This is a genomic window from Luteimicrobium sp. NPDC057192 (genome assembly GCF_042670205.1).
GTDB lineage: Bacteria > Actinomycetota > Actinomycetes > Actinomycetales > Cellulomonadaceae > Luteimicrobium.
Genome location: NZ_JBHUWD010000034.1, coordinates 1 through 20,701, shown reverse-complemented (window position 1 = coordinate 20,701; position 20,701 = coordinate 1). Strand labels below are relative to the sequence as shown.

The 20,701-nt window shown below is 73.3% G+C and carries 16 protein-coding genes; 10 read left to right on the top strand and 6 right to left on the bottom strand.

All coding sequences use genetic code 11. The annotated features are described in order from the left end of the window. Positions 1–98: 98 nt before the first annotated feature. From glgX to ACFT5B_RS15245, 4 genes are read left to right on the top strand one after another with little or no spacing between them, the layout of a single operon-like run. A complete protein-coding gene (gene glgX, locus ACFT5B_RS15260; protein WP_386799721.1) occupies positions 99–2,288 on the top strand; it encodes a glycogen debranching protein GlgX in 2,190 nt (729 codons plus the stop codon). Then, on the top strand, positions 2,285–4,828 hold the full coding sequence (gene treY, locus ACFT5B_RS15255) for a malto-oligosyltrehalose synthase (RefSeq protein ID WP_386799719.1): 2,544 nt from the start codon (positions 2,285–2,287) through the stop codon (positions 4,826–4,828). The genes glgX and treY overlap by 4 nt, the downstream gene beginning before the upstream one ends. Further along, entirely contained in the window at positions 4,825–6,642 is a 1,818-nt protein-coding gene (treZ, locus tag ACFT5B_RS15250; protein WP_386799717.1) for a malto-oligosyltrehalose trehalohydrolase, read from the top strand. The genes treY and treZ overlap by 4 nt, the downstream gene beginning before the upstream one ends. A gap of 9 nt (positions 6,643–6,651) precedes the next feature. Further along, positions 6,652–7,527 carry a PPK2 family polyphosphate kinase gene (locus ACFT5B_RS15245; protein ID WP_386799714.1) on the top strand — a complete coding sequence of 292 codons (876 nt, stop codon included), beginning with the start codon at positions 6,652–6,654 and terminating at the stop codon, positions 7,525–7,527. A gap of 48 nt (positions 7,528–7,575) precedes the next feature. On the opposite strand, the gene zapE is transcribed toward ACFT5B_RS15245, so the two are convergent. Together zapE and ACFT5B_RS15235 are read right to left on the bottom strand one after the other, a co-directional pair. Beyond that, the gene (gene zapE, locus ACFT5B_RS15240) at positions 7,576–8,607 is read right to left on the bottom strand and encodes a cell division protein ZapE (RefSeq protein WP_386799712.1); all 1,032 of its coding nucleotides are present in this window, start codon (positions 8,605–8,607) and stop codon (positions 7,576–7,578) included. Between the two features lie 73 nt (positions 8,608–8,680). Then, on the bottom strand, positions 8,681–9,373 hold the full coding sequence (locus tag ACFT5B_RS15235; RefSeq protein ID WP_386799710.1) for an NAD(P)-dependent oxidoreductase: 693 nt from the start codon (positions 9,371–9,373) through the stop codon (positions 8,681–8,683). A gap of 51 nt (positions 9,374–9,424) precedes the next feature. Between ACFT5B_RS15235 and ACFT5B_RS15230 the strand changes: the two genes are divergently transcribed. Continuing rightward, entirely contained in the window at positions 9,425–9,955 is a 531-nt protein-coding gene (locus ACFT5B_RS15230; protein ID WP_386799708.1) for a hypothetical protein, read from the top strand. 63 nt (positions 9,956–10,018) lie between these two features. Here ACFT5B_RS15230 and ACFT5B_RS15225 read toward each other — a convergent pair whose 3' ends face one another. The 3 genes from ACFT5B_RS15225 to gndA are packed head-to-tail and all read right to left on the bottom strand — an operon-like array spanning position 10,019 to position 13,480. After that, positions 10,019–10,768 carry an aspartate/glutamate racemase family protein gene (locus ACFT5B_RS15225; protein ID WP_386799706.1) on the bottom strand — a complete coding sequence of 250 codons (750 nt, stop codon included), beginning with the start codon at positions 10,766–10,768 and terminating at the stop codon, positions 10,019–10,021. Further along, on the bottom strand, positions 10,761–12,047 hold the full coding sequence (locus tag ACFT5B_RS15220) for a carboxylate--amine ligase (RefSeq protein ID WP_386799704.1): 1,287 nt from the start codon (positions 12,045–12,047) through the stop codon (positions 10,761–10,763). The genes ACFT5B_RS15225 and ACFT5B_RS15220 overlap by 8 nt, the downstream gene beginning before the upstream one ends. Beyond that, positions 12,044–13,480: an NADP-dependent phosphogluconate dehydrogenase gene (gene gndA, locus ACFT5B_RS15215; protein WP_386799702.1), complete on the bottom strand. Its 1,437-nt coding sequence runs from the start codon at positions 13,478–13,480 to the stop codon at positions 12,044–12,046. The genes ACFT5B_RS15220 and gndA overlap by 4 nt, the downstream gene beginning before the upstream one ends. A 140-nt stretch (positions 13,481–13,620) precedes the next feature. Here gndA and ACFT5B_RS15210 point away from each other — a divergent pair, with 140 nt between their 5' ends. From ACFT5B_RS15210 to ACFT5B_RS15200, 3 genes are read left to right on the top strand one after another with little or no spacing between them, the layout of a single operon-like run. Further along, positions 13,621–14,214 (top strand): DUF3000 domain-containing protein, encoded by a 594-nt coding sequence (locus tag ACFT5B_RS15210; protein WP_386799700.1) that lies wholly within the window; start codon positions 13,621–13,623, stop codon positions 14,212–14,214. Continuing rightward, positions 14,211–15,464, top strand: coding sequence for an HRDC domain-containing protein (locus ACFT5B_RS15205; RefSeq protein WP_386799698.1), 1,254 nt, complete (start codon positions 14,211–14,213; stop codon positions 15,462–15,464). Before ACFT5B_RS15210 ends, ACFT5B_RS15205 begins: the two co-directional genes overlap by 4 nt. Before the next feature lie 41 nt (positions 15,465–15,505). Further along, positions 15,506–16,504 (top strand): lipid II:glycine glycyltransferase FemX, encoded by a 999-nt coding sequence (locus tag ACFT5B_RS15200; RefSeq protein WP_386799695.1) that lies wholly within the window; start codon positions 15,506–15,508, stop codon positions 16,502–16,504. A 56-nt stretch (positions 16,505–16,560) separates the two neighbouring features. On the opposite strand, the gene ACFT5B_RS15195 is transcribed toward ACFT5B_RS15200, so the two are convergent. Further along, positions 16,561–17,022 (bottom strand): SRPBCC domain-containing protein, encoded by a 462-nt coding sequence (locus ACFT5B_RS15195; RefSeq protein WP_386799693.1) that lies wholly within the window; start codon positions 17,020–17,022, stop codon positions 16,561–16,563. A 150-nt stretch (positions 17,023–17,172) separates the two neighbouring features. Here ACFT5B_RS15195 and ACFT5B_RS15190 point away from each other — a divergent pair, with 150 nt between their 5' ends. Next, positions 17,173–18,411 (top strand): thiolase family protein, encoded by a 1,239-nt coding sequence (locus tag ACFT5B_RS15190; RefSeq protein WP_386799691.1) that lies wholly within the window; start codon positions 17,173–17,175, stop codon positions 18,409–18,411. Between the two features lie 39 nt (positions 18,412–18,450). Continuing rightward, positions 18,451–20,571: a 3-hydroxyacyl-CoA dehydrogenase NAD-binding domain-containing protein gene (locus tag ACFT5B_RS15185; RefSeq protein WP_386799689.1), complete on the top strand. Its 2,121-nt coding sequence runs from the start codon at positions 18,451–18,453 to the stop codon at positions 20,569–20,571. The last annotated feature ends 130 nt before the right edge of the window (positions 20,572–20,701 follow it).

Sequence of the window (20,701 nt, the reverse complement as noted above, 5' to 3'; positions counted from 1 at the left end):
CACCCGCGCGTGACACGGCCGACGCAACCGGGCGGCGCGGCGCGCGAGCCGTGCCGTTCCCCCGTCGTAGGAGCGGCCGGGATGGCACGCTGAACCCCATGGAACTCTGGCCTGGCCGCGCGTACCCGCTCGGCGCGACTTTCGACGGCACCGGTACGAACTTCGCGCTCTTCTCGTCGGTGGCCGACGAGGTCGAGCTGTGCATCCTGCGTGACGACGGGACCGAGGAACGCCTCCCGCTGCGCGAGGTGGACGCGCACGTCTGGCACGGGTTCCTGCCCGGCGTCGGGCCGGGGACGCGCTACGGGTACCGCGTGCACGGGCCGTACGACCCGGCGTCGGGCGACCGGTGCAACCCGGACAAGCTCCTGCTCGACCCGTACGCCAAGGCCATCGACGGCATGATCGACGGCGACGAGTCGCTCTTCTCGTACCGGTTCTCCGCGCCCGAGGAGCGCAACACCGCCGACTCCGCCGAGCACACGATGCACTCGGTCGTCATCAATCCCTACTTCGACTGGGGCCACGACCGGCCGCCGAACCGCGACTACCACGACAGCGTGATCTACGAGGCGCACGTCAAGGGCATGACGATGCAGCACCCCAAGGTTCCCGAGCACCTGCGCGGCACGTACGCGGGCATGGCGCACCCGGCCGTCGTCGAGCACCTGACGAAGCTGGGGGTGACGGCGATCGAGCTCATGCCCGTCCACCAGTTCGTCGACGACCCGGTGCTGCGCGAGCGCGGGCTGTCGAACTACTGGGGCTACAACACGATCGGGTTCTTCGCGCCCCACAACGGCTACACCGCCTACGGGACGCGCGGCCAGCAGGTCCTCGAGTTCAAGGCGATGGTCAAGGCGTTGCACGAGGCCGGGATCGAGGTCCTGCTCGACGTCGTCTACAACCACACGGCCGAGGGGAACCACCAGGGCCCGACGTTGAGCTTCCGTGGGATCGACAACGCGGCCTACTACCGCCTCGTCGACGGGGACGAGGCGCACTACTTCGACACCACGGGCACGGGGAACTCGCTCCTGATGCGCTCGCCGCAGGTGCTGCAGATGATCATGGACTCGCTGCGGTACTGGGTCGAGGAGATGCACGTCGACGGGTTCCGCTTCGATCTCGCAGCGACCCTGGCCCGGCAGTTCCACGAGGTGGACCGGCTCTCGGCGTTCTTCGACATCGTCCACCAGGACCCGGTGGTCTCCCAGGTCAAGCTCATCGCCGAGCCGTGGGACCTGGGCGACGGCGGCTACCAGGTGGGCGGCTTCCCCCCGCTCTGGACGGAGTGGAACGGGAAGTACCGCGACACGGTCCGCGACTTCTGGCGCGGGGAACCCTCGACGCTGCCCGAGTTCGCGAGCCGGCTCACTGGGTCGTCCGACCTGTACGAGCACAGCGGGCGCAAGCCGATCGCGTCCATCAACTTCGTGACGGCCCACGACGGCTTCACCCTGCACGACCTCGTCTCCTACGACGAGAAGCACAACGAGGCGAACGGCGAGGACAACAAGGACGGCGAGTCCTACAACCGGTCGTGGAACTGCGGTGTCGAGGGCGAGACGGACGACCAGGAGATCGTCCGCCTGCGCCGACGCCAGCAACGGAACTTCTTCGCGACCCTCATGCTCTCCCAGGGCGTCCCGATGATCAGCCACGGGGACGAGATCGGCCGGACCCAGGGCGGGAACAACAACGGCTACTGCCAGGACAACCCGACGACGTGGGTGGACTGGGACCTGGACGACGACCGGCGCGCGCTCCTCGAGTTCGCGCGCCAGGCGGTCGCACTGCGCCGCGACCACCCGATCCTGCACCGGCGGGGCTTCTTCACGGGCCGTTCGGACATCGAGCCGGGCTCGGGCGACGTCGGGCCCGGGGGCGTGCTCGACGACGACGCCGGGACCGCGGGGCGCGCCCCGTCGTCCTCCGCGGAGCCCGCCGACATCGAGTGGCTCGACCTCACCGGGCAGCGGATGGACTCCACGGACTGGGAGCAGAGCTTCGCCCGGACCGTCATGGTCTTCCTCAACGGTGCCACGATCCCCGAGGCGGACCGCCGCGGGGAGCCCATCGTCGACGACTCGTTCCTGCTCCTGCTCAACGCCCACTCCGACGTCCTGCCCTTCCATCTGCCCGACGAGTCGTTCGGGGAGGCGTGGACCGTGCGCCTCGACACCGACGGGACGACACGGCCCGGTTCGCGCGTGCTCGCCGGCGCCACGCTGCGCGTCACCGGCCGCAGCGCGATCGTCCTCTCGCGCCCGTCGGCGGCGGCGTGAGCGGCCCTGTCCTCGCCCGCCGCCGGCCCGCCGCGGATCGACCCGTCCCCGTCTCGACCTACCGGCTCCAGCTCGGGCCCGACCTCACCTTCGACGGCGCCGCCACCCAGGTGCCGTACCTGGCCTCGCTCGGCGTCACGCACCTGTACCTGTCCCCCGTGCTCCAGGCCGCACCGGGGTCGACGCACGGGTACGACGTCGTCGACCACGCCCGGGTCTCCGACGTCATGGGCGGGCGGGACGGCCTGGCGCGCCTCGCCGCTGCGGCGCACGAGCACGGCCTCGGGATCGTGCTCGACGTCGTCCCCAACCACATGGCGGTACCCGTGCCCGCGTGGCACAACCGCGCCCTGTGGTCGGTGCTCGCCCACGGGGCGGAGTCCGAGTACGCGCACTGGTTCGACGTCGACTGGTCCGCGGCCGAGGGCGCGGTGCTCCTGCCCGTGCTGGGCGCCCGGCTGCCCGACGTGCTCGCGGAGGACCAGCTCGCGCTCGACGAGCTCGTGCTCCCGGGGGGCGAGGAGCCGAGCACGGTGCTGCGGTACTTCGACCACGTGTTCCCGGTCCGCGCCGGGACCGAGTCCCTGCCCCTCACCGACCTGCTCGAGCACCAGCACTACCGGCTGGCCTACTGGCGCGTCGGCGACGAGGAGCTCAACTACCGGCGGTTCTTCGACGTCGGCTCGCTCGTCGCCGTCCGCGTCGAGGACGAGCGTGTCTTCGACGCCACGCACGCCCTCGTGCTCGAGCTCGTCGCGGACGGCACGGTGGACGGCCTGCGGATCGACCACCCCGACGGGCTCGCCGACCCGGGCCGCTACCTCGAGCGCCTCGCGGAGCGGACGGGCCGCTCGTGGGTCGCGGTCGAGAAGATCCTCGAGGGCGAGGAGACCCTCCCGCCCGACTGGGAGACCGTCGGCACCACCGGCTACGACGCGCTGTGGCGGCTCCAGGAGCTGTTCGTCGACCCGCGCGGCCGCACGAACCTGGGACGCCTCCGGCGTGCCGCCGAGCCGGACGCCGCCGAGGGCCTCGAGCCTCTGGTCGCACGCTCCAAGGCGGAGGTGCTCGACGGCGCCCTCTACGCCGAGCTGCACCGCCTGACGGACCTGGCGCGCGCCGTCTGCCAGGACGACCCCCGCCTGCGCGACCACGCCTGGCGAGGGCTCCACGAGTGCCTGAGCGCGCTGCTCGTCGAGTTCGACCGCTACCGCGCTTACGTCGTGCCCGGGGTCGAGCCGCGACGCGAGGCCGTCGACGCCGTCGAGGCCGCAGCGGCCCGGGCTCGCCTCCGGCTCGCCGCCGACCGCGCCGAGACGCTCGACGTCGTCGTCGCACTTCTGCTCGGTCGCGAGGTCGGCAGCGCCGGCCGGACCCGCGGACCCCGCCGCGACGAGCTGGTCGTGCGCTTCCAGCAGGTCTGCGGCGCCGTGATGGCCAAGGGCGTCGAGGACACCGCCTTCTACCGGTGGACCGAGCTCACGAGCCTGTGCGAGGTGGGCGCCGACCCGGCACGCTTCGCGCTCGACCCGCACGCCTGGCACGCGTTCGCCGGGGCCTTCGGCGCCCTGACGCCGCTCGCCCTCACCACGGGGTCGACGCACGACACAAAGCGCAACGAGGACACGCGCGCGACGCTGGGCGTCCTCTCCGAGCGCGGCGCAACCTGGGAACGCACGGTCGGCGAGCTCGAGGCCCTCGTCCGCGCACGACGCCAGGCGCTCGTCGACGGCCACGCGGCCACGCTCCTGTGGCAGACGCTCGCCGGGACGTGGGACCCCGACGCGGCCGACGGCGTGGGCGCGCCCATCGACCCCGACCGGCTGGCCGCGTACCTCGTCAAGGCGCTGCGCGAGGCGAAGCTCCGCACGTCCTGGACGGACCCTGACACCGCGTACGAGGACGCCGTCGTCGACCTGGCGCGCACCACCCTGGCCGACACGGCCTGCGTCGACCTGCTGCGGGACTGGGCCCACGCCGGCGAGCGGGCGCTGCGCGCCGCGTCGCTCGGCATCAAGCTCGTCCAGCTCACGATGCCCGGCGTCGCGGACGTGTACCAGGGCACCGAGGCCTTCGCCCCCGCCCTCGTCGACCCCGACAACCGTCGACCCGTCGACCACACCGCCCTCGCGGGCCGCCTCGCCCGGCTCGACGACGGTGCCGGCGCACGCTCGCTCACGGACCAGAAGCTCCTCGTCACGTCCCGGGCGCTCCGCGTCCGCCGCGCCGACCCCGAGGCGTTCGTCGGGGAGGGCGCGGGCTACCGGCCGCTGCCGACCTCGTCCCCGTGCGCCGTCGCGTTCGCACGCACGCGCGACGGCGAGGCCCGCGCGGTCACGGTCGTGACGCGGCTCGCGACCGAGCTCGAGGAGACCGGCGGCTGGCACGAGCACGCGGTCGTCCTCCCGGGCGGGGACTGGCGCGACGTCCTCACCGGGGCACGGGTCGCCGGCGGCGCCGTCCGGCTCGAGGACCTCCTCGCCGCCCTCCCGGTCGCGCTCCTCGTGCCGGACGACGGCGCGCCCGGAGGCCCGTCGTGAGGCCTGCGGTCTGGGCGCCTCGCGCGCGGCGCGTCGAGCTCGTGCTGCCCCGCGGCCGGGACGGGTCCTTCGCCGGTGCCGAACGGGTCCCCCTGGCCGCGGACCCCGGCCGCGACGGCTGGTGGCGCGCCCCGCTCAGCCTCGGAGCCGGCACCGACTACGCCTTCGCGCTCGACGACGGGCCGCCGCGCCCCGACCCCCGCAGCGCCCGCCAGCCCCACGGGGTCGACGGGCCGAGCCGCGTCGTCGACACCGGCGCCTTCGAGTGGACCGATGACGCCTGGCCCGGACGAGACGTCCGCGGGCAGGTCGTCTACGAGCTGCACGTCGGCACGTTCACCGCCGAGGGGACGCTCGACGCCGCGGTGGGACGGCTGGACCACCTGGCCGACCTCGGCATCGGGGTCGTCGAGCTCATGCCCGTCAACGCGTTCGGTGGCCGGTGGGGCTGGGGGTACGACGGCGTCGCCCTGTGGGCGGTCCACGAGCCGTACGGCGGCCCGGAGGCCCTCGCCCGCTTCGTGGACGCCGCGCACGCGCACGGTCTCGCGGTCGCGCTCGACGTCGTCTACAACCACCTCGGCCCGGCCGGCAACTACCTGCCGGAGTTCGGGCCCTACTTCACGGAGGCGCACCACACGCCGTGGGGGTCCGCGGTCAACCTCGACGGCGACGGCAGCACCGAGGTGCGGGCGTGGATCGTCGAGAACGCGTGCCGGTGGCTGCGCGACTTCCACGTCGACGCGCTGCGCCTCGACGCCGTGCACGCGCTCGTCGACGACTCCCCCCGCCACCTGCTCGCCGAGCTCGCGGACACCGTCGCCGCGCTCGCCACCGAGGTCGGCCGCCCGCTCTCGCTCGTCGCCGAGTCCGACGAGAACGACCCCGCCACGACCGCACCCACGTCCGCGGGCGGCCGCGGCATGACCGCCCAGTGGGCCGACGACGTCCACCACGCCGTCCACGCGTACCTCACCGGCGAACGGCACGGGTACTACGTGGACTTCGGGTCGGCGCAGGTGCTCGCGAAGTCGCTCACCGGTGTCTTCGTCCACGACGGCACCTGGTCCACCTTCCGGGACCGGACGTGGGGCCGGCCCCTCCCGCCCGGCCGCGACGGCCACGCCTTCGTCGTGTTCGACCAGGACCACGACCAGGTCGGCAACCGGGCCCTCGGGGACCGGCCCTCGGCCCGGCTCGACCCCGGGGCGCTCGCGGCGTCGGCCGCGCTCGTGCTGGTCTCGCCGTTCACGCCGATGCTGTTCATGGGCGAGGAGTGGGGAGCGAGCACCCCGTGGCAGTTCTTCACGGACCACGAGGACCCCGAGCTGGGCCGGGCGATCCGGGAGGGGCGGTCGCGCGAGTTCGGCGGCCACGGCTGGGACGCGCTCTACGGAGGCGAGATCGAGGTGCCCGACCCGCAGGCCCGGGCGACGCGCGACGCCTCCGTCCTGGACTGGGCGGAGAAGGACGAGGGCGTGCACGCGGCGCTGCTCGCCTGGTACCGCACCTTGGTCGCGCTGCGGGACGAACCGGCGGTGTCGTCGGGCGACCTCGCCGCGGTCGAGGTGCGCGCTCAGGACGACGACGCGACCGTCGTCGTCGTGCGGCCGGGGGTCGTGGTAGCGCTCACGCGGGCGGCGACGGAGGTCGAGGTCCGGCTTCCCGCGGGGACGTGGCGCCTCGCCGCCGCGTGGGAAGACGCCGCGCGGCTCCTCGACGACGGGCCGAGCCAGGTGCTCCTCCTGGGCGCACGGTCGGTCGCGGTGCTGCTCGCGGCTCCTCGCGCTGCCACCGGCCCGCCGCGTCCGTAGGCTCGCGACATGGGCCACTCGAAGAAGAACGCCGCGAAGCACCCGGGGTGGAAGAAGCCGCCGCTCGAGGCGCTCCGTGCGCCCGCCGGGCTGGACCTGGCCACGTTCGACCGCGCGTCGACGCCGGGCTGGAAGCACGGCAAGCAGGCGGGCGAGGACATGGTGACCCGCCACGCGGCCGAGCTGTCCGAGCTGCAGGAGCGGCTGTTCGCCGAGGGTCGCTCGGGAGGCTCGAGGTCCGTGCTGCTCGTGCTGCAGGGCATGGACACCGCGGGCAAGGGCGGGATCGTCCGGCACGTCGTCGGTCTCGTGGACCCGCAAGGCGTCGCGCACCGGTCCTTCGGCGTCCCGACGCCCGAGGAGGCGCGGCACCACTACCTGTGGCGGATCCGGCGCTCGCTCCCCCGTCCCGGCTACATCGGCGTCTTCGACCGGTCGCACTACGAGGACGTGCTGGTGGCGCGGGTCGACGGGCTCGTCCCGCCCGAGGTGTGGGAGAAGCGGTACGACGAGATCAACCGGTTCGAGGAGCGCGTCGTCGAGGCGGGGACCCGGATCGTGAAGGTCGCGCTGCTCCTGTCCCCCGAGGAGCAGAGGGCACGTCTGCTCGAGCGACTCGACCGGCCCGACAAGTACTGGAAGTACAACCCGGGCGACGTCGACTCGCGGCTGAAGTGGCCGGCCTACCAGGAGGCGTACCAGGCGGTGCTCGACCGCACGAACACCGAGGTCGCGCCCTGGTACGCCGTGCCGGCCGACCGCAAGTGGTTCGCGCGGCTCGCGGTGTCGGAGCTGCTGCTCGACGCGCTGCGCGGCTTCGACCTCGGCTGGCCCCCGGCCGACTTCGACGTCGACGCCGAGCGCCGTCGGCTGCTGGCGACCTGACGCCGTCGCACCAGGCCCGCGTCCGGGCCCGCGCCCGGGCGCGCGGGCCTACGCGGCGAGCGCGGCGACGCGCGTGCGGCCGTCCTCGGCGAGGGAGCCGAGCCGCGACAGCGCGCGGAAGTACTTCTTGCGGTACCCACCGGCGAGCATCTCTGCCGTGAAGAGGCCGGCGTCCCCTCCGCCGAGCAGGACGGGCACGTCCCGGTCGTAGAGGCGGTCGACGAGCACCACGAGGCGCAGCGCGACGTTCTGGTCCGTCACCGGGTGGACGCCCGTGAGCGCGAGCAGCTCGACGCCGTCGAGGAGGGCCCCGTACCGGCTCGGGTGCACGTGGGCGAGGTGCGCGACGAGCGTGTCGAAGTCGTCGAGGCGAGCACCGGTCACGGCGCCCGCGGCGGCGCGGACCGCGTCGGCGGGCACGTCGGGGGTCTCGGTGACGGTCGGGCGGTGCCGGTAGTCGGGGCCGTCGATCCGCAGCACCTCGAACCGGGAGGAGAGCGCCTGGATCTCGCGGAGGAAGTCCTCGGCGGCGAACCGGCCCTCGCCCAGGGACTCCGGGAGCGTGTTCGACGTCGCGGCGAGGGCGACGCCGCGGTCGGCCAGCTCGCGCAGGAGCCGCGACATGAGGACGGTGTCACCCGGGTCGTCGAGCTCGAACTCGTCGATGCAGACGAGGGTCTTCGCGGCGAGCGCGTCGACGGTCTGGCGGAAGCCCAGGGCCCCGACGAGGTTCGTGTACTCGACGAACGTCCCGAACGCGACCCGCTCGAGCCCGACCTCGTGCGCGAGGGACGCGAGCAGGTGGGTCTTGCCGACACCGAAGCCCCCGTCGAGGTACACGGCGGGCGGGGTCTGCTTCTTGGTGCGCTTGAACAGGCCGCCGGAGCGGGGCCGGACGAGCGCCTGGCCGACCTCGGCCAGGCGGGTGAGCGCGGCCTGCTGGGTCGGGAAGTCCGGGTTCGCCCGGTACGTGGAGAACCGGGCGGCGGCGAAGTGCCGCGGCGGGACGAGGTCGCCGAGCAGGCGGTCCGGCGAGACGTGCGGGACGACGTCGCTCAGCGCGGGGACGGGAGTGGTCACGACCGTCCAGGGTACGTCGGCCTGGCGCGACGGCGCTGTGACGCACGTCTCGGCAGCCGGCGCGGACCGTCGATCAGCGGGCGCCGCGGGGCACGACCCGGACGAGCTGCGGGGTGCGGGGGTCGTCGAGCACGCCCCGGACGGCGTCCGCGACCTCGCCGTGCCCGAGCTCGGCCTCTGGGTCGAGGTTGCGGTCGTCCCCCGCGACGGCCGCGAGGAACGAGACCTCGTGGAACCGGACGCCGTCGGTCTCCTCCGCGGCGACGACGCGCAGCAGCATGCGCTGAGCAGCGCCGGTGACGTTGATCGGGCCGGACCCCGCCATGGGCTCGTCCGCGGCCGCGCCGTTGGTGGTCACGTAGACGGGGTCGTCCTGGCCGGCGAGCAGGGGGACGTAGGCCTGCATCGCGCGCAGGTGCGCGGTGAGGTGGTCGTCGAGGGCGCGCTGCCAGGCGTCCGGTGCGACGGCGAGCAGGCGCGGCCCGATGCTCCAGCCGCCCAGCGCCGCGACGACCGCCGACGGCGCCGGGTCGAGCCGGGCGAGGGCGGGTGCGGCGCGCGCCGGACCGGCGTCGTCGAGCGGGACGACGACGAGGTGTCCCGGGGTTCCGGCGAGGTGCACGGCAAGGTCGTCGAGCGAGGTCGGGCGGCGGGTGGGCACCGCGACCGTGTGGCCGCGACCGACCAGGTCCGCGACGACGATCCTGCCCAGGAACCCCGCACCTCCAGCGGCCACCACCGTCCGCTTCGTCGTCTCACCTGTCACGGCGCCAGCCTAGGCAGGCCGCGGGGGCGGCTGCCCGGCTAGGGTGACGCCATGACCGAGAACGCCCCCGCCCCGCAGCCCGCCGCGTCGTCCGCGCCCCGGACCGTCCTCGTCCTCGCGGAGGACGCGCTCGGCCGGGCCGACGTCCAGCACGTCGTCGGCATGCACCCCGACGAGGTCCTGCGGTACGAGGTCCTGATCCCCGCCGACTCCGAGCGCAACTTCGCCGTCGAGCTCATCGACCACCTCAGCGTGGGCGAGCTCAAGCAGGCCTGGCACGACCTGCGCCGCGACGTCCCGTCGCAGCCGCAGGCCGAGAAGACTGCCGAGGAGCAGGTCGCGGAGACCGAGGCCCTGTTCTCCGACGCCGGGCGCGAGGCGAGCGGCGTCGTGACGGCCGACGACCCGCTGCCCACGGTCCGCGAGCGGGTCGCGCGCGGCGACGTGCTGGAGCTCGTCGTCGTGACCTACCCGCACGCGGTCGAGGACACGTTCCACCGCGACTGGGCGTCGCGTGCCCGTGAGGAGCTCGACGACCTGCCCGTCCTCCACCTGTACGCGGGCACCAGCGAAATCGGCTGACCCCGGACGCACGTCGCCCGCCGCCCCTCACGGGGACGGCGGGCGACCTGTACCCGGCCGGACTCAGCCCGCCCGGACCTCGTGCCCTGCGCGGACGATGGTGGCGCGCGCGAGCTGGTCGAGCGAGTCCACGTACAGCGGGTCTGCGAGCAGGTCGTGGTCGACGGCCGCGACCGAGAGCTCGGTACAGCCGAGGACGACGGCGGCCGCGCCCCGGTCCGCGAGGCGCGCCACGACGCCCTGCAGCGCGGGCAGGTCGACGGGCCTCCCGGCCTTGACCTGGTCGTAGATCACCGCGGACACCACCGCCTGGTCGGCGTCGTCGGGCACGATCGTCTCGACCCCGTGCGCCGCGAACGCGTCCTGGTAGACGCGCGCCGCGACGGTGCCCTCGGTCGCGAGCAGCCCCACCGTCGTCCGGCCGGCGATGCGCGCCCGGACCGCGTCGACCGTCGTGTCGACGATCGACACGAACGGCACGCCCACGGCGTCGACCACCTGCTGCGTGAAGTGGTGGGCCGTGTTGCACGGCATCACGAGGAACGCGGCCCCGAAGGCCTCGAGGCGGCGCGCGTCGCGCGCGAGCACAGGCCCCGGATCCTCGGGCGACCGGCCGAGGACGAACGCCGTCCGGTCCGGGATCGTCGCGTGGTCGAGCACCACCATGTCCAGGTGGTCCTGGTCGCGCTCGGCCCGGGTCAGCTCGATCACCCGCTGCAGGAAGTACGCCGTGGCCAGGGGGCCGACGCCGCCGAGCACCCCGACGAGGGGCTCCTCGCCGGGGTTCTCGGCGGACGGCGTCGGCTCAGCCACGCGGCGCCCCCGTGGCGGTCGGTGCACCCGCGCCGCGGTACGCCGTGGCCCGGGCCTCGGAGACCGGGTAGAACCGGCGGAACTTGCGGACCTGGTTGAGCTCCGAGAGCCACACCCACGCGTCGCGCCGCAGGGACCGGTCGCGCCCGTACCGCAGCGGGTGCGCGACCCGGCGCACCTGCTTGAGACGCGTGCGGACCTCCGGGTCGTCCGCCGCCTTGACGTACTTGCGGAGCAGGAACCCCGGGACGATCCGGTACAGCACCTGCTGCCGGATCGGCACCGGGATGTTGCCGTGCAGCACGTGCTCGGTGACCCACAGCTTCGCGGGGTTCACGCCGCTCGCCGTCATGTAGTAGTTGGAGCGGCCCGTGCGCGGGTTGAGCTCGAAGAAGTAGCCCTTCCCGTCCCGCGGGTCCAGCTTGATGTCGAAGTTCGCGAACCCCGTCCACCCCAGGTGCTCGACGAGCTTGCGGGCGTCGGCCTCGATCTGCGGCAACGGCCCCGTGAGGATCGCCGCCGGGTTCCCGAGGGTGCCGGGCGTGTGCTCCTCGACCAGGACGTGCCCGCCCACGGCCGTGCGCACGTAGCCGCGCTGGTCGGAGAACGTCGTCATGATCCGCATCTGGGCGTCCGAGCCCGGCACGAACTCCTGGACGATGAACGCGCCCCGGTACCCGGCCTCCCCCGCGGCCGTGAGCAGCCACTGGAGGTCCTCGACCTTCGACAGCTCGTGGACCTTGCGCTTGCCCCGGAACTTCACGTGGTGCCACGCGGCGTTGTCGCCCGGCTTCGCGATGATCGGGAACCGCAGCCCCAGCTCGCCCACCTGGTCGCCGCCGTGACGCACGACCGTGCGCGGGTGCGGCACGCCCAGCTCGACGCACAGCTCGGAGAACCGCTGCTTGTCCATCACCCGGTCGAGCAGGTCGAGCCGCGTGTAGGGCACGATCGCGACGTCCTCGATCCGCGCCCGGTGCTCGGCCAGCGCCCGCACGTACCAGTCGACGCACGTCACGACCATCACCGGCACGTCGGACCCCGCCGCCAGCTCGCGGACGGTCCGCACCATGACCTCAGGGTCGTCCAGCTCCGGCACGACCAGGTTGTCGAGGATCTTCGAGTACCGGACGTTGCGCGTCGGCACGATCGTCACGACGGTCGCGCGGACCCCGTACGCCTCGTGGAACGCGCGGGCCAGGCTGTACGCGCCCGCGTCGCCGCCCAGGACGATCGGGCGGACGACGGGGGCGACCTGCGCGCTCGCGCGCCGGCTCACGCCTCGGTCTCGCTGCGGTCGGCCGACCACTCCGTGTGGAACGTGCCCTCGCGGTCGACCCGGCGGTACGTGTGCGCGCCGAAGAAGTCGCGCTGCGCCTGGATCAGCGCGGCGGGCAGTCGCTCCGCACGCACGCCGTCGTAGTACGCGAGCGACGACGCGAACGCCGGCGTGGGCACACCGTTGAGCGCGGCCTGCGCCACGATCCGGCGCCACGCAGCGAGCCCCTTGCCGACGACGTCCGCGAAGTACGGGTCGGCGATGAGCAGCGGCAGGTTCTCGTCGCGCTCGTACGCCTCGGTGATCCGGTTGAGGAACTTCGCGCGGATGATGCAACCGCCCCGCCAGATGCGGGCCATGGCGCCACGGTCGACGCCCCAGCCGTACTCGGCGCTCGCGGCGGCGATCTGGTCGAAGCCCTGCGAGTACGCGACGAGCTTCGAGGCGTAGAGCGCGAGGCGGACGTCCTCGACGAACGCGTCGCGGTCGTCGATCTGCCAGGTGCCGGCGTCGCCGGGCAGACCGGCGCGGGCGGCCTCGCGCTGCGGGACGGACCCCGACAGCGCGCGGGCGAAGGTGGCCTCGGCGATGCCGGTGATCGGGACGCCGAGGTCGAGGGCGTTCTGCACGGTCCAGCGGCCGGTGCCCTTCTGCTCCGCCTGGTCGAGGACGATGTCCACGAACGCCTTGCCGGTCGCGGCGTCCACGTGCTGCAGGACGTCGGCGGTGATCTCGATGAGGAACGACTCGAGGTCGCCGGCGTTCCACTGCTCGAAGATCTTCCCGATCCCGGCGGCGGACTCGCCGAGCCCGTGCTTGAGCAGGTCGTAGGCCTCGGCGATGAGCTGCATGTCGGCGTACTCGATGCCGTTGTGGACCATCTTCACGAAGTGGCCGGCGCCGTCGGGCCCGACCCAGGTGCAGCACGGGGTGCCGTCGACCTTGGCGGAGATGTCCTCGAGGATCGGGCCGAGGGTCGTGTACGACTCCTTGGGGCCACCGGGCATGATGCTCGGGCCGTTGAGGGCGCCCTCCTCGCCGCCGGACACGCCCATGCCGACGAAGTGCAGGCCGAGCTCGGAGAGCTTGTGCTCGCGACGGATCGTGTCGGGGAAGTGCGCGTTGCCGCCGTCGATGACGACGTCGCCCTCCTCGAGGTGCGGGATGAGCTCGTCGATGACGGCGTCGGTCGCGGCGCCCGCCTTGACCATGATGACGATCTTGCGGGGGCGCTCGATCGAGGCGACGAAGTCCGCCGTCGACTCGGACGGGACGAAGTCGCCGTCGGTGCCGTGGTCGGCGATCAGCGACTCCGTCTTCGCGTAGGAGCGGTTGTGCACCGCGACGGTGTACCCGTGCCGGGCGAAGTTCCGTGCGAGGTTGCGGCCCATCACGGCGAGGCCCGTGACACCGATCTGTGCGCGTGCGGACATGCTTCAGACTCCTAGGCGGTGGTCGAAAGATACGTCGGAGATGCTCAGCGGCTCCGTGGTCAGCGTAATCCAGACATGCCCGACGGCGGCACGCCGTCCACCTCCACGAGAACGGGCCTACCAGCACCTACAGTGCCCGTGTGAGTCCGGCCGGCGACGTGCACGTGCCCGAGGAGTTCCAGCGCGCGCTCCGCTCCTTGCGGGATCTGCGGGTGCGCGCGGACGTCTCGTTGCACGAGATCCCCGCCCCCACCCGGGTGGCCCCCTTTGCCCTCGCGCTGACCGGTGAGCTCGCGGGTCACGGCGCGCACGCGACCGACGCCGCGTCGGGACGGTTCGTGGTGCTGTACGACCCGGCGGGCCAGGAGGTCTGGCAGGGCAGGTTCCGCGCCGTCACGATGGTCCGCGCGCCGCTGGAGCGTGACCTGGTGCGAGACCCGCTCCTGTCGGAGGTGGCGTGGACGTGGCTGCGCGAGGCCCTGGTCTCGGCGGGTGCGGGTTCGCGCGCCCACGGCGGTACCGTGACGCGGGTGATCTCCGAGAGCTTTGGTTCGCTGGCCGACACGCCGGAGGCGGACGAGATCGAGATCCGCGCGTCGTGGTCGCCCACGACGGCGGACCTCGCGCCCCACGTCCACGCCTGGGCCCACCTCATGGGGTCGGTCGCGGGCCGGCCCGCGCTGCCCGAGGGCGTGACCCCGTTGCGCGCGCGCCGCGCGGGGAGCGGCTCGTGACGCAGGGCACCACCGACGGCACCCCCGTGGCCGAGGAGCCCGCGGTCACGCCGCTGCGGGAGCCGGCCGCGGGCATCCCGCCCGTCGTGGCGACGCCGGCCGCCTACCGCGACGCCGTCGACCGGCTGGCAGCGGGCACGGGCCCGGTGGCCGTCGACGCCGAGCGCGCGTCCGGGTACCGGTACGGCCAGCGCACCTACCTCGTGCAGATCCGGCGTGAAGACGTCGGCACGGTCCTGGTGGACCCGGTGCCGTTCGAGGACCTGCACGAGCTCGGCGACGCCCTCGGCGACGCGGAGTGGGTGCTGCACGCGGCGACGCAGGACCTGCCTGGTCTGGCGGACCTCGGGATGCGCCCGCAGCGGGTGTTCGACACGGAGCTCGCGGCCCGCCTGCTGGGGTACGAGCGCGTGGGCCTGGGGGCCGTCGTCGCGCAGGTGCTGGGCCTCGGGCTCGCCAAGGAGCACTCGGCTGTGGACTGGTCCACCCGCCCGCTTCCTGAGGACTGGCTGCGGTACGCGGCGCTCGACGTCGAGCTGCTGGTGCCGTTGCGCGAGCACCTGCTGGGCGAGCTCGCGGAGCAGGGCAAGGCCGACTGGGCGGCTCAGGAGTTCGAGGCCGAGCGGCTCGCTCCCCCGGCGCCGCCGCGTGTGGACCCGTGGCGGCGCACGTCCGGCTCGCACACGCTGCGGGACCGGCGCAGGCTCGCCGTCGTCCGTGGGCTGTGGGAGGCGCGGGACGCGAACGCCCGGCTTCGTGACCTGTCGCCGGGGCGCGTGCTGCCGGACCGTGCGATCGTCGCCGCAGCCCAGGCCCTCCCCCGTACGGTCGCGGACCTGACGCGGCTGCCCGAGTTCGCGACCAAGGGCGCGAAGCGCCGCGCGCCCGTGTGGCAGCGGGCGATCTCCGAGGCGCTGGCGCTGCCCGTGGACGAGCTCCCGTCGCTGCGCGGCCCCGGCACGGACGCGCCGCCGCCTGCCCGCGCGTGGGCCGACCGCGACCCGGCCGCCTGGGCGCGTCTCGAGATCGCCCGGCCGCTCGTCGCCGGGATCGCGGAGGACCACCACCTGCCCACCGAGAACGTGCTGCAGCCCGACGCGCTGCGCCGCCTGTGCTGGACGCCGCCCGACCCGTTCACGGTCGACACGGTCGGCGACTTCCTGCGCGGACGTGGTGCCCGCGAGTGGCAGATCGAGCTCGTCGCGGCGCCGCTCGTGGCGGCCCTCACCGGGGTCACCGGAGCGGCCTGAGGCGGACCGAGCGGCGCCCGGCGCCGGGTAAGGTTCAGGCCATGCCCGGTTCCTCCCCTCTCGTGACCGTGATCGACGACCAGGCCCTCTGGGACTCCGAGATCGACCGGCTCGGCGGTCACCCGCTCCAGCTCTGGGGCTGGGGCCAGGTCAAGGCCGACGGTGCCTGGACCTCCCACCACGTCGAGATCTCCCTGGGAGACCAGACGATCGGCCTCGCGCAGGTCCTCGTCCGCCAGCTCCCTTCGCCCTTCCGTTCGCTGGCCCACGTCCCGCGCGGCCCCGTCGTCCCCGACCCCGCGCTCCGCGGGCTCGTGTGCGATGCGGTCGCCAACTGGTGCCGCAAGGAGATCGGCGGCATCTCGGTGACGTTCGAGCCCGACTGGGACGCGGTCGACCCGCTCGAGGTCGCCGGCGCGGTCCCCTCGCCGAACCCGATCCTCTACCCCAAGACGCTGATCCTCGACCTGTCGAAGACCGAGGACGAGCTGCTCGCGGCGATGTCCCGCACCACGCGCTACGACATCCGCAAGGGTCTGCGCACCGGCCTCGACGTGCGGCGCGTGGAGACCGAGGACGAGGTCCGCGGCGTCCTCGACGTCTACCACGAGACCGCCGCCCGGGCCGGGTTCGCCCTGCACGACGACGAGTACTACCTCGCGATCCACCGGTACCTCGGCGAGCGGTCGCTCCTGGTCGCGGCGTTCGACGGCGACGGCAAGCCGTGCTCGTTCGTGTGGGACGTCGTGTCCGCCACGACGGCGTTCGAGCTGTACGGCGGGCAGAACGACGCCGGCCGCTCGCTGCGCGCCAACGCGCCCGTGAAGTGGAAGGCCGTCACGATCTCCCGCGACGCCGGCCTGCGCCGCTACGACATGAACGGCCTGCTCAACGACGGGATCTCCGAGTTCAAGAAGTCGTTCGCGCAGCACGAGGACGAGCTGACCGCGTCGTTCGACGTCCCCTTCTCTCCCCTGTACAGCATGTGGAACAAGGCGCTCCCCCTCGCCAAGAAGGCGGTGCGCAAGGTTCGCGGCTGACCTTCCCCGCTCCTCCGACGGCGGCGCTCCCCACCCGGGGTGCGCCGCCGTCGTCGTCACCGCTCGTCGGCCAGGACGGCGTCCAGCTTGCCGAACGTCCTGCGCCACCCGGGGGCGTAGTCGTGCGCCGAGACCCCGACCAGCTCGCCGTGGACGAACCGCATCGCGGTGGCGTCGCCGGCACGCGCGAGCTCCACCGTCACCCGTGACTGGGCGCCCGGCTCGGACTCCCACGACCACGTGAAGTCCAGGACCCTCGGCTCCTCGACGCGGAGGTACTCGCCGCGGGACGTGTGCGCGTCGCCGCTCGGGTCCCGGAACGAGATCTCGAACCGGCCGCCGACGCGGACGTCGAGCTCGGCGGACGTCACGACGCCGTCAGGATCCGATCCCCACCACCTGCTCACGCGCTCGGGATCCGTCCACGCACGCCAGACGACGTCGAGCGGAGCATCGAACCGGTGCTCGATCTCGACGGAGGACACGGACGCTCCCGAGGGCTGCTGTCGGCCGGTCATGCACGCACCGTAGTGCGCCGCACCGACAACGCCGTGGCGCACGTCACCTCGGCGCGCGCTGGTGTGCGTAGACTTTCCTAGGACTGGCGGTATCGTGTTTCTCGCGTCGACGGACCGCCCAGGACACCGCAGTCCAGATCAGGAGAAGCAATGACCACCGCCTCCACCCGCCCCACCGTGCGTGACGTCGTCTTCGTCGACGGCGTACGCACCCCGTTCGGCAAGGCCCGACCCGACGGCCTGTACGCCGGCACCCGCGCCGACGACCTCGCCGTCAAGACCGTGCGCGAGCTGTTGCGCCGCCACCCCGAGCTCCCGCCCGAGCGCATCGACGAGGTCGCGATCGCCGCGACCACGCAGCAGGGCGACCAGGGCCTCACCCTCGGCCGGTCCGTGGCCGTGCTCTCCGGCCTCCCCAAGACCGTCCCCGGCTACGCCATCGACCGCATGTGCGCGGGCGCGATGACCGCCGTCACCACCACGGCGTCCGGGATCATGGCCGGCATGCAGGACGTCGCCCTCGCAGGCGGCGTCGAGCACATGGGCCACCACCCCATGGGCTTCGACGCGGACCCCAACCCCCGCTTCCTCACCGAGCGCCTCGTCGAGGGCGACGCCCTCGTCATGGGCGCCACGGCCGAGAACCTCCACGACCGCTTCCCGCACCTGACCAAGGAGCGCGCCGACGCCTACGGCGTACAGTCCCAGGCCCGGTACGCCCAGGCGCTCGCGGACGGCAACATCGCGCCCGACCTCGTGCCCGTCGCGGTCCGCTCCGAGCTCGGGTGGGGCCTCGCCACCGCCGACGAGCTCCCCCGCCCCGGCACGACGGTCGAGGCGATCGCGAACCTCAAGACCCCGTTCCGCCCGGGCGGCCGGGTGACCGCCGGCAACGCGTCCCCGCTGACCGACGGCGCGACCATGTCGCTCGTCGCGTCCGGCGAGACCGCCGACGAGCTCGGCCTGGCCCCGCGCATGCGGATGGTGTCGTTCGCGTTCGCGGGCGTCGACCCCGAGATCATGGGCTTCGGACCGATCCCGTCCACCGAGAAGGCCCTCGCCAAGGCGTCGCTCACGATCGACGACATCGGCCTGTTCGAGATCAACGAGGCGTTCGCCGTCCAGGTGCTCGCGTTCCTCGACCACTTCAAGATCGACGACGACGACCCCCGCGTGAACCCGTACGGCGGCGCGATCGCCGTCGGGCACCCGCTCGCGTCGTCGGGCGTGCGCCTCATGACGCAGCTCGCCCGCGAGTTCGAGCAGCACACCGACGTCAGGTACGGCATCACGACCATGTGCGTCGGCCTCGGCATGGGCGGCACCGTGATCTGGGAGAACCCGAACCACGCCGACTACTCGGGCCACTCCGACGCCACGCGCCGCTGACTGCGCACCCCACGAACTCGAACCAGGGACGGATCACCGATGACCGACACCACCACGCCCCGCGCCGAGCGGGTCACCCACTTCCTCGTGCGCGACGTCGCGCTCCCCGGCGACCTCGGCACGCTCGCCCTCGTCACCCTCGACAACGGGCTCGACCACACCAAGCCCACGACCCTCGGCCCGCAGGGCATCGCCGAGCTCCAGTCCGTCGTCGAGCGCCTGCACGAGCGCGCGACCGCCGGCGAGATCGTCGCCGTCGGCGTGACGGGCAAGCCGTACTTCCTCGCCGCGGGCGCCGACCTCACGCAGGTCGCGTCCGTGACCTCGCGCGACGACGCGCTCTCCCTCGGCCGGGGTGGCCACGCCGCGTACCGGGCGCTGTCCGAGGTCGGCGTCCCGACCTTCGCGTACATCAACGGGGTCGCCCTCGGCGGCGGCCTCGAGATCGCCCTCAACTGCGACTACCGGACCGTCGCGTCCGACGCCGGCGCGATCGCCCTGCCCGAGACCGGCCTCGGCCTCGTCCCCGGCTGGGGCGGCGCCTACCTCGTGCCGCGCCTGCTCGGCGTGCAGAAGGCGCTCGACGTCATCCTCACGCGCCCCGCGCAGAACAAGCCCTTCAAGGCCGCCGAGGCCTACGAGATCGGCCTGGCCGACGCCATCTTCGACGCCGCCGACTTCCTCGAGGAGTCCATCCGCTGGACCGCGGCGATCCTGCGCGGCGAGATCGTCGTGGAGCGTCGTCCCCTCGACGACGAGGCCACCTGGAAGGCGGTCACCGACGCCGCCCGCCAGCGCCTCGACGCGACCGTCCACGGCTCCCGCCCCGCCCCGTACCGGGCCCTGGACCTCGTCACCGCGGCCCGCGACTCCGACCGGACGACGGCCTTCGCCGCCGAGGACGAGGCGCTCGCCGACCTCATCATGACCGACGAGATGCGGGCGAGCGTCTACGCGTTCCAGCTCGTCTCGCACGGCAAGAAGCCCGCCGGCGCCCCCGACGCGTCGCTCGCGCGGCCCGTCACGCGGGTCGGCATCGTCGGCGCCGGGCTCATGGCGGCGCAGATCGCGCTGCTGTTCGCCCAGCGCCTCCAGGTGCCCGTCGTCATGCGCGACATCGACCAGGAGCGCGTCGACAAGGGCCTCGGGTTCGTCCAGTCCCAGCTCGCGCGCCTCGTGTCGACGGGGCGCATGTCCAAGGACACGGCCGCACGGATCACCGCCCAGGTGCACGGCACGACGGACGTCCAGGACTTCGCGAGCTGCGACTTCGTCATCGAGGCCGTCACCGAGGTGCTCGGGCTCAAGAAGAAGGTCTTCGCGGAGCTCGAGGGCATCGTGTCCCCCGAGACCATCCTCGCGACCAACACCTCCGCGCTGTCGATCACCGAGATGGCGGCCGACCTGCAGCACCCCGAGCGCGTCGTCGGGATCCACTTCTTCAACCCGGTCGCCGCGATGCCGCTCGTCGAGGTCATCCACGCCGAGAAGACGTCCGACGAGGCCCTCGCGACCGCGTTCGCCGTCACCAAGAAGCTCCGCAAGACGTCCGTGCTCGTCAAGGACCGTCCCGGCTTCGTCGTCAACCGGCTCCTCGTGCTCGTCATGGGCAAGATCGTCGAGGCGGTCGAGAACGGGACGCCCGTCGACGTGGCCGACCACGCCACCGACCCCCTCGGCTTCCCCATGCCGACGTTCGAGCTGTTCGACCTCGTCGGCCCCGCCGTCGGCCTGCACGTGCTGCAGTCGCTGCGCGAGGACCTCGGCGACCGCTTCCCCGTCTCCCCCGGACTCGAGAAGCTCGTCGCCGACGGGACCCGCGTCGTCCTCGACGCCCCCGCCAAGGGACTCCCGAAGCCTGTCAACCCCGAGATCCAGGCGGTCTTCGACGGCGACGGCACCACCCGGACGGACGAGGCGCTCGACGCCGCCGGCGTCCTCGACGCGACCCTCACCGCCCTCACCAGCGAGATCGGGCTCATGCTCGACGAGGGCGTCGTCGCCGGCCCGCAGCAGATCGACCTCTGCATGATCCTCGGCGCCGGGTGGCCCTTCCACCTCGGCGGGATCACGCCCTACCTGGACCGCACGGGCTACTCCGAGCGCGTCCTCGGCAAGCGCTTCCTGCCCGACGGCGTCGCCAACGTCCCGCGCGGCTGACGCACCCCGCGCGCACGACGACGGCGCCCGCAAGACGGCCGTGCTGCGGCGCCTCATCGACACCGATGTGGCCGGCGGTCTGTCGAACGACCGCGAGATCGCGCGCTTCCTGGAGCGCTCCGACATGGCG

Excerpts from the sequence above, each read along its gene's own strand:
- ACFT5B_RS15195 (WP_386799693.1), bottom strand. The coding sequence starts at position 17,022 with ATGACCGGCCGACAGCAGCCCTCGGGAGCGTCCGTGTCCTCCGTCGAG.
- glgX (WP_386799721.1), top strand. The coding sequence starts at position 99 with ATGGAACTCTGGCCTGGCCGCGCGTACCCGCTCGGCGCGACTTTCGAC.
- ACFT5B_RS15245 (WP_386799714.1), top strand. The coding sequence starts at position 6,652 with ATGGGCCACTCGAAGAAGAACGCCGCGAAGCACCCGGGGTGGAAGAAG.
- gndA (WP_386799702.1), bottom strand. The coding sequence starts at position 13,480 with ATGTCCGCACGCGCACAGATCGGTGTCACGGGCCTCGCCGTGATGGGC.
- ACFT5B_RS15200 (WP_386799695.1), top strand. The coding sequence starts at position 15,506 with ATGCCCGGTTCCTCCCCTCTCGTGACCGTGATCGACGACCAGGCCCTC.
- ACFT5B_RS15185 (WP_386799689.1), top strand. The coding sequence starts at position 18,451 with ATGACCGACACCACCACGCCCCGCGCCGAGCGGGTCACCCACTTCCTC.
- ACFT5B_RS15230 (WP_386799708.1), top strand. The coding sequence starts at position 9,425 with ATGACCGAGAACGCCCCCGCCCCGCAGCCCGCCGCGTCGTCCGCGCCC.
- ACFT5B_RS15190 (WP_386799691.1), top strand. The coding sequence starts at position 17,173 with ATGACCACCGCCTCCACCCGCCCCACCGTGCGTGACGTCGTCTTCGTC.